Below are 7,337 nucleotides of genomic sequence, written 5' to 3' on the forward strand. Positions count from 1 at the left end.
CGGTGCCACTGAGCCGGACGAACGAGACGCGACGGTCTGCGGACTTTTCGAACGCGTCGTCGCTATTCGTCACCGGTGAGATGTCGGAGGACCGCTTCGGTACTGTTCGCCACCGATTCAGGATCGCTGCCGGCCGCGGCGGCCGCGTCGGGGTCTTTGAGCAGGTGACCGGTGGTAAGACAGACGACGTCCTCGTCGGCACCGACGGTGCCCTCCTCGCGGAGTTTTCTGAGGCCGGCGATCGAAGCCGCCGATGCCGGCTCGACACCGACACCCTCCTCGGCGAGGTCGCGTTGGGCGGCCGTGATCTCCGAATCGGAGACGGCGACCGCCGTGCCGCCGGTCTCACGAATGCCCGGGAGCGCCTTCGGCGCGTTCACCGGATTGCCGATCCGGATCGCGGTCGCGATCGTCTCGACGTTCTCCCAGCGGCGCGTGTCTTCGAGGCCCTCCTCGATGGCTTCGACCATCGGTGCGGCGCCCTCGGCCTGTACGCCGGTCAGTTTCGGCACGTCGTCCTCGTCGAGATCGCCGCCCGCGACCAGCTCTCGGAAGCTCTTGTACAGCGCGGCGGTGTTGCCGGCGTTGCCAACGGGGAGGACGATCCGGTCCGGGAACCGGCCGTGATCGACTCGGAACGCCTCGAGTATCTCTAGGCCGATCGTCTTTTGACCCTCCAATCGGAACGGGTTCAGCGAGTTGAGGAGATACGCCTCCCCTCGATCCGCGAGGTCCTGGACGATGTCGAGACACGCGTCGAAGTTGCCGTCGACTTCGAGGATCCGCGCCCCGTGGAGGCTCGCCTGCGCGATCTTGCCCGCGGCCACTTTCCCTGCGGGCAACAACACGAGCGTCTGAAGCCCCGCTCGCGCGCCGTAGGCGGCCAGGGCAGCTGAGGTGTTCCCGGTCGACGCGCACGCCAGCCGGTCGACGCCGAGTTCCTGGGCGACCCTAACGCCGACGGTCATCCCGCGGTCCTTGAACGAGCCGGTCGGGTTCATCCCCTCGTGTTTGACCCGGAGGTTCCGAACGCCGATCTCCTCGCGAAGCCGCGGAACCCGGTGAAGCGGCGTGTCCCCCTCGGGAAGCGTGACGCCCGCCTCGAAGGGCAACGCCACGTTGTACCGCCAGACGCCGCGGCCATCGAACTCCTCGAACGTCGGGTAGCGATCGTACCGTACCTCGAGGAGCCCACCACAGTTCGAGCAGGTGTAGATGATGTCGTCGAACGGCGGATGTTCGTGTCCGCACTCGATGCAGTGCAGCCAAACGCCATCGTCGGCCACTTCGGGTGCGTCAGGGGTCTCGGGAAGTTCGAGGTCTGCCATTGTGTACCGTCCGGAGTCGATCCGCAAAAAGGGGCCGCTTTCCGACCGCCAATTCGATCAGATCAGAGCTTCAATTCGGACCTTCGTGTGTGAATCCGAGGTTCTCGATGCACTCGCGCATTTCCTCCTCGTCGGTGTGTTTGTGCAGGATCGTCGGTGAGTCACAGTAGTAGATTTCGCCGTCGAACCGCAGCGTCAGCTCTTCCAGGGAGCCCAACACTTCCGTTCGAACGATGAACCGTTCGCCCGCTTGCAGTCCGGAAAGTAGTTCTTCGGCGGTTCGTTCGCCCGGCTCGATAACGATCGATTCAGTCATACCCATACCAACGTGCCCCAACTACTTTATTTGAAGGAGAACGGAATATTATTGATACATGGTAACATTTATCATTCATCCGAACGAGCCGGTTCGTATAGGGCGATTTCGCCCGTGACCCGAAATGTCCGCACCACTCGAAAACGATCCCGACGGTGACAGCCTGTCCCAGCAGGACAGCGATTGCATCGAGCTGACGCTCGAAACCGGCGAGGTCGTCATCTATCGGGCGGACAACCCGAGCGCGTGGATCCAATCCGACACGGCCGTCGAGCTCTCCTCGTCGGCGTGATCGCGTTCGATCGTTACGGGAACTCGTCGATCCGTTCGTGCACGTAGGCCGCCCACTCGTCCAGCGTCTCGTGCATCAGTTCGCGGGCCTCCTCCGGTGCAATCGCTCGGTACTGATAGATGTGTCCGCCGCTGTCGAGGAGCCGACGGCGGCGGTCGACGAGGTGCTTCTCGATGAGCGTCGTCAATCCGCGGTTGACGTTACTCCGATCGCGTTCGACAGTCTCCGCGAGCTCCGCGACGGTGCTGTCGGGTGCGTTCAAAAGCTCCAAGTAGAGGCGCGCTTCGTGTTTCTGTATCCCGAAGACGCATCGAAGCACTTCCTCGAAGCCGGGCTCCGAGTCGAGCATGAGGTCGCGAAACCGCGCGGGATCCGGTTCGGGCTCCATAGGATGATATTTTATCGAATCGGATAAAGTTCATCCGGTACCGAGAGAGCGCCGCTGTCGGCGAGCGGTCGGCGGCTTCTGCGTACGCCGTCTCGATTGCAGGGTGGTCGGATCGAACGGCGTAAGGCTGTACCGCCGAAGCGAACTGGATACCACCTTTCGCGCGTGTACTGTTATTAGTTAGCACGATAAATGGGTGGCGATGGCCGACACCATACTCAAAAACGGAACGCTCGTCACGAGCGAAGAGCGGCATCGAGCGGACGTCGTGATTCGGGACGGGCAGATCGCCGCAATCGAACTCAACGCGACGGACGGAGCGGACGAAATCGTAGACCTCGATGGATTGTACGTCCTCCCGGGGCTGATCCACCCACACTGTCACTTTCGGGATCCGGGTCTGACCCACAAGGAAGATTTTTATACGGGGCAGCGCGCCGCGGCCGCCGGTGGGTACACGTTCACCATCGATCAGACCAACACCCGACCCGCGCCGACGAATCTGGAGAACTGGAACGCCAAACGCGAACGCGCCGAGAAGCTCTGTATTCTGGATCACAACCACTACGCCGCCGCCCGCTACCCCGAGCACATCGCCGAGCTCGCCGAGACGGGAGCGATCGGTTTCAAGATCTTCAACACGCGGCACCCGACCGACACCTACCCCTACGACAACGAACTCGCGGTCACCGACCGCGGACTCCTCTTCGAGTTGTACGAGCGAATCGCCGAGACCGATCTCCCGGTTTCGGTCCATCACGATCAAAGCGACTGGGTCAAACGCATGGCCGAACGCGAGTATATCGATCCCGGTACGACCACGGCGAGCGATCTTCACGAGGCGTACGATCGCGGGATCCTCTACGGCCACGGGATGGTGATGGGGCTGGCCGCGTCGTTGTACTTGGCTCGCCTGACGGGCGTCGAGTTGTACGTACTCCACGCCGGCATGATGAAGGAGTACGATTACGAGCTGATCCGACACGCCCGCGAACAGGGCCAGACCGTCCACGCGGAACTGGAGCTGCTTCCCTTCATGATCGACGAGGAGCGCCGCGCCGAGCACGGCCCGTACGCGGTCGTCTCCGGCAAGGATCCCGAGCGGGCCGCGGAACTGATCCGAGAGGGGTGGGCGACGACGATGGTGAACGAACACGCCCCACACACCCCAGAGGAGTTAGAACCCGGATGGGAGGACGCATGGAACATTCCGCTGGCTTTGATGGGTGCCCAAGAGCATCTCCCACACGTACTCACGTGGGTGAACGAGGGACGGTTCGAACTCGAGGACATCGTCCGACTCGAAGCGGAGAACCCGGCGCGAATCTTCGGGCTCTACCCGCGAAAAGGATCGCTGCAGGTCGGTACGGACGCCGATTTCACCGTCGTCGACATGGATCGACAACGCGAGTTCACCGAGTCGATGGTCGAATCCAAGAGCGGCTGGACGCTGTTCGATGGCGAGACGTTCACCGGGTGGCCGGTTCGCACGATGGTTCGCGGCGAGACCGTGATGGTCGACGGGGAGATCGTTGCCGAGAAGGGTTCCGGGAAGTTCGTCCCTCGCGAGGACTGCTCGGCGCGCGGAGCGGTCTGACGGAGCCCGTCAGATCCGCCCACCGAGCCACGTCACCACGTCGGTGATCTCGCCGGGTGTCGTCCCGTGACCGATCCCGTACGTCTCGAAACGGACGTCCGCACCGCCGGATTCCAACACGTCGGCCGCGCGCTTTGCCCGCTCCGGCGGGATCACTTGGTCCATCGATCCGCAGCCGATGAACACCGGCTTGCCGGCGGCGTTCTCGGCTTCGTCCACGTGTGACTCTGCGAGATAGCCGTTCAGGGCGACCACCCACCGATACGCGTCGGAGCGTTCGATCAGCGCGGACATGCTCGTGATCGCGCCCTGACTGAAGCCCAACAGACCGATCCGCTCGGAATCGAGGTCGTAGCGATCGGTCGCCGTCTCGACGAACTCGTCGAGCAGATCGAGGCTTCGGCGAAACCCGTCGGGATCGGGCTGGCTGGCGTGCAGGCCGCCCGCCGAGAGGTCCAAGTCGTACCACGTGTGGCTGTCCGGGCCGCTCATCGAGTTAGGTGCACGGACGCTCAAGACGTGCAGTTCCTCCGGAAGTTGTGCCCCGATAGGCAGGAGGTCGCGTTCGTTCGTCCCGCGACCGTGGATCAACACGACGGCTGGCGCGTTCGACTCGACGGTTCCGGGGCGGCTGACGTGTACGAGCGGTAAGTCCTCAGAGACGTCCATGCGGCCGCTAGGATCGGCCATACTAAAAGCCGCCCGTACCCCTTCGTGTCACGACATCATCTATCATGACACGATATACCACAAAGCTTAGTACCGATGTCGTCCAAAACGTACGTGTATGGCGACCGCGAACGATATTTTCGACGAGTTCCTGGAGGAGCGCGGCCACGAAACCGAGACGTCGTCGTGGGAACGCGACTATAACAAAAAGCGATGCCCCGACTGTGGCGGTCTCCACGGGCTCGATGCGGTAGCGTGTTCGGTCTGTGGCTGGCGGCCGAACTGATCCGGAGGTCGAGCGCGGTCCGGCATCGTCGTCGAAACCAAACACGCTATTTATAGTTGCGGGCAGCATTACGCGAACAATGGCTACGCCCACGCACGTAACACGACTCTTTGGAGGCCCGGGGAGCGGGAAGACGACGGCGTTACTCGACCGCGTCGATGGTATGTTGGACGACGGCGTCGACGTGAACGACGTCCTCATCGTCTCGTACACGCGCGCCGCCGCCGCCGAGGTTCGCGAACGACTCGGTGAGCGCCTCGACCGATCACCGAAATCACTCCGCGGCAACGTCTGTACGATGCACGCGAAGGCCTACGAACTGTTGAGCCTCTCGCGGGGGGACGTCGTGGGCGAGAAACACAAAGAGGAGTTCTGCGAACAGTACGGCATCGAGTTCGAAGACGAAAACAAAGCCGCCCACCGTCGATCGGCGCGGTCGACGACGCTCGGCAACAAGGTCATCGCCACGTCACAGTGGCTCCAACGAACCGAGCGGGACGTCGCCGACTGGTACGACGTTCCGTTCAAGTGGAACGAGGAGGAGGTTCGGCTTCCGCCCGAGCTCGACGAGCGCGCCCAGACTGGCAACAAATACACGCCGACGTGGCCGAGCGACGACGACCGCATCGACATTCCGGAGGTGATTCGCGCCTGGCGTGCGTACAAGGGCGAGGAGGGGATCGTCGGCTTCGCCGACATGCTCGAGCGCGTCCAACAACGCTCGCTGTTGCCGAACGTCGACCACCTCGTCATCGACGAGTTTCAGGACATCACGACGCTGCAGTATGGGGTCTACGAGGAGTGGAAACCGCACATGGAGTCCGTCCTCATCGCGGGTGACGACGACCAGGTCGTCTACGCGTGGCAGGGCGCAGATCCGAACCTCCTGTTGGACGAGGAAGTCGACGACGACGTCATCCTCCCCAACAGCTACCGACTCCCCTCCCGGATCCTGAACGTCGTCAACACCCAGATCAGCCACATCGAGAAACGGCAGGACAAGGACCTCAAACCGCGCAAGGAGGGCGGCTCCGTCGAGGCGGTTCGCTCCCCCTCGATGCTGGATCTCGTTCGCAACGTCCGGATGACACTCGAAGAGGACGACGAGGGGAGTATCATGTGTCTGTTCCGTGCGCGCTATCAGATGTTTCAGTTCATGGACGAGTTCATCGGCGAGGGGATCCCCTTTACCTCGTTGACCGACCAGCGGATGTGGACCGATCGGCTTCGCGATTACGTCACCGCGATCGAAGCGTTGGACGAAAGCGATCCGATTCACGGGCTCCAAGCCCGGCGACTCGGCGAAATGCTCGCCGATAGCGCCTTCGGGACCGGCGAACGAGACGACTATTTCGACGCTCTCGATGCGCTCGCGGATCACGAGGGCGTCGAGGACCTCACGGACCTCGAAGTCGCTCCCGACTTCGTCGACGAACACGCCCCGTTCGCGCCGGGCCCCCGATCGGCCGCGGACATGCTCACTCGCGTCTCGAACTTCCAAGAACGGTCCGTCGACGCCTACTTCAGCGGCAACTATCGCGGAATGGACCCGAACCGCGTCCGCGTCGGGACGATCCACTCCGCGAAGGGTCGGGAGGCCGACCACGTGTTCGTCGCGACGGACCTCACGGAAAAAGTCGTCGAGCAGATGGCAGCCTCGGTCGAGGAGCCCGAGGCCGTTCCGGGTGAGGGACCGTTCACGAAGCGATCCGACCCGGTCCCGTTGATGACCGACAACGAGCGTCGGGTGTTCTACGTCGGTATGTCCCGGGCCCGCGAGCGACTCGTCCTCATGGAAGACCTCGTCGACGGCGCACCTACGCTTCCGATCGACGTTCTCCTGTTCAACGAACCGGTCGACAAATCGCTCGAAGACGTCCTTCTCAGTGCGCAAGAACGGGGATCCGAGCTGAAGGCGGACTGATACGTGACCCACCCGATCGTCTGAGCATACACTGAGTTCGAGGTCGGTTCTCTCGATGACGTCCGTTACGGCTCGATTAACGACGTATTATCGATAGCAATGACTGTATGTCGTTCATTAGATACTGGATAAACAATATGTTGTAGATAGAACTGTCCAATATGTCCGACAAAGGCACTGAAATATCGTTTGACGATATGTTAGATGCATTATCAGATGTCCACCGTCGACACGTGGTTATCGCGTTGCTCGAACGCGGTTCGGCGGACGACCCCTGGGTGGGTTGCAATATCGGTCTCGTTCGGATCGAGCCGGACGTAGATCGAGTTCCAGCCCGGCTGCAGGTCGATCACCTGCTCGACGCCCACGTAGTCCATCCGTGCCGGCCGGTGCACCGTCGACTCGGCGTTCGTCTTCGTCACGATCAGCGGCCTGCCGCCGGTGACCCGCTCGCGCAGGCCGTCGGGCAGCTCGGTCAGGGGGACCGGCTCGCGGTAGCCGCTCTCCTCGAGCTTCCTGAGGATGCCCAGCGCGGAG

General features: G+C 62.4%; 9 protein-coding genes. 4 read left to right on the forward strand and 5 right to left on the reverse strand.

From position 1 onward, the window contains the following. Positions 1-62: 62 nt before the first annotated feature. Positions 63-1,328, reverse strand: a complete 1,266-nt coding sequence (gene thrC, locus R6U53_RS13765) for a threonine synthase (RefSeq protein ID WP_410322945.1) — start codon at positions 1,326-1,328, stop codon at positions 63-65. Between the two features lie 70 nt (positions 1,329-1,398). Next, the gene (locus tag R6U53_RS13770) at positions 1,399-1,644 is read right to left on the reverse strand and encodes a hypothetical protein (protein ID WP_410322946.1); all 246 of its coding nucleotides are present in this window, start codon (positions 1,642-1,644) and stop codon (positions 1,399-1,401) included. Between the two features lie 124 nt (positions 1,645-1,768). On the opposite strand from R6U53_RS13770, the gene R6U53_RS13775 reads away from it, so the two are divergent. Beyond that, complete coding sequence (locus R6U53_RS13775) at positions 1,769-1,936, forward strand: hypothetical protein (protein ID WP_410322947.1); 168 nt, start codon at positions 1,769-1,771, stop codon at positions 1,934-1,936. A gap of 13 nt (positions 1,937-1,949) precedes the next feature. Here the strand turns inward: R6U53_RS13775 and R6U53_RS13780 are convergent, their stop codons facing one another. Next, on the reverse strand, positions 1,950-2,324 hold the full coding sequence (locus R6U53_RS13780) for a helix-turn-helix domain-containing protein (protein WP_410322948.1): 375 nt from the start codon (positions 2,322-2,324) through the stop codon (positions 1,950-1,952). Between the two features lie 202 nt (positions 2,325-2,526). Between R6U53_RS13780 and R6U53_RS13785 the strand changes: the two genes are divergently transcribed. After that, positions 2,527-3,921, forward strand: coding sequence for a dihydroorotase (locus R6U53_RS13785; RefSeq protein ID WP_410322949.1), 1,395 nt, complete (start codon positions 2,527-2,529; stop codon positions 3,919-3,921). A gap of 9 nt (positions 3,922-3,930) precedes the next feature. Here R6U53_RS13785 and R6U53_RS13790 read toward each other — a convergent pair whose 3' ends face one another. Next, positions 3,931-4,611 (reverse strand): alpha/beta hydrolase, encoded by a 681-nt coding sequence (locus R6U53_RS13790; protein ID WP_410322950.1) that lies wholly within the window; start codon positions 4,609-4,611, stop codon positions 3,931-3,933. 97 nt (positions 4,612-4,708) lie between these two features. Here R6U53_RS13790 and R6U53_RS13795 point away from each other — a divergent pair, with 97 nt between their 5' ends. Both R6U53_RS13795 and R6U53_RS13800 read left to right on the forward strand, forming a co-directional pair. Continuing rightward, entirely contained in the window at positions 4,709-4,876 is a 168-nt protein-coding gene (locus R6U53_RS13795) for an HVO_0416 family zinc finger protein (protein WP_410322951.1), read from the forward strand. A 79-nt stretch (positions 4,877-4,955) separates the two neighbouring features. Then, positions 4,956-6,800, forward strand: coding sequence for a UvrD-helicase domain-containing protein (locus R6U53_RS13800; protein ID WP_410322952.1), 1,845 nt, complete (start codon positions 4,956-4,958; stop codon positions 6,798-6,800). A 212-nt stretch (positions 6,801-7,012) separates the two neighbouring features. Here the strand turns inward: R6U53_RS13800 and R6U53_RS13805 are convergent. Next, the coding region (locus R6U53_RS13805; RefSeq protein WP_410322953.1) for a hypothetical protein at positions 7,013-7,337 on the reverse strand (325 nt) is incomplete at its 5' end.

The organism is Natronomonas sp., from assembly GCF_046483325.1.
In the GTDB taxonomy this organism is placed as follows: domain Archaea; phylum Halobacteriota; class Halobacteria; order Halobacteriales; family Haloarculaceae; genus Natronomonas.

Coding starts and splice junctions, on each gene's coding strand:
- R6U53_RS13770 (WP_410322946.1), bottom strand. CDS start 1,644: ATGACTGAATCGATCGTTATCGAGCCGGGCGAACGAACCGCCGAAGAA.
- R6U53_RS13780 (WP_410322948.1), bottom strand. CDS start 2,324: ATGGAGCCCGAACCGGATCCCGCGCGGTTTCGCGACCTCATGCTCGAC.
- thrC (WP_410322945.1), bottom strand. CDS start 1,328: ATGGCAGACCTCGAACTTCCCGAGACCCCTGACGCACCCGAAGTGGCC.
- R6U53_RS13785 (WP_410322949.1), top strand. CDS start 2,527: ATGGCCGACACCATACTCAAAAACGGAACGCTCGTCACGAGCGAAGAG.
- R6U53_RS13795 (WP_410322951.1), top strand. CDS start 4,709: ATGGCGACCGCGAACGATATTTTCGACGAGTTCCTGGAGGAGCGCGGC.
- R6U53_RS13800 (WP_410322952.1), top strand. CDS start 4,956: ATGGCTACGCCCACGCACGTAACACGACTCTTTGGAGGCCCGGGGAGC.
- R6U53_RS13790 (WP_410322950.1), bottom strand. CDS start 4,611: ATGGCCGATCCTAGCGGCCGCATGGACGTCTCTGAGGACTTACCGCTC.
- R6U53_RS13775 (WP_410322947.1), top strand. CDS start 1,769: ATGTCCGCACCACTCGAAAACGATCCCGACGGTGACAGCCTGTCCCAG.